The following is a 333-nucleotide window of genomic DNA, read 5'->3' as shown; positions in this document are numbered from 1 at the left end:
AATTGAATGCAAGTGATTGCGTAACAACATTTAGTGTATCTGATTTTGCGAGAACCTTAACATCAAATGGAAATGGAACAGATCATGCTTGGGGTGGCAATGCTTTTGTGATGGGAGGTGCAGTAAATGGGAAAGACATTTACGGAGACTACCCTACCCTTGCACTAGACAGTGATTTAGATTTAAGAAGTGGGGTACTTATCCCAACAACAGCTGCAGATTTGTACATGGCAGAATTAGCACTTTGGTTTGGAGTTTCCCCTTCAGATTTAAATATGGTATTACCTAATTTATCTAATTTTTACGATACCAGTAGCAGTAACCCACCAATAG

Annotated in this window: 1 protein-coding gene; it reads left to right on the top strand. The window is 39.0% G+C overall.

Features of this window, described 5'->3' with window-relative positions; translation table 11 throughout:
- Positions 1-333, top strand: a 333-nt coding sequence (locus tag J8281_RS19365; protein WP_210199279.1) for a DUF1501 domain-containing protein, incomplete at both ends; no start/stop codon positions are given.

It is taken from the genome of Aquimarina sp. U1-2, assembly GCF_017897595.1.
In the GTDB taxonomy this organism is placed as follows: domain Bacteria; phylum Bacteroidota; class Bacteroidia; order Flavobacteriales; family Flavobacteriaceae; genus Aquimarina.
The sequence above is the reverse complement of the archived record's forward strand: the minus strand, read 5'-3'. Positions and strand labels throughout refer to the sequence as shown.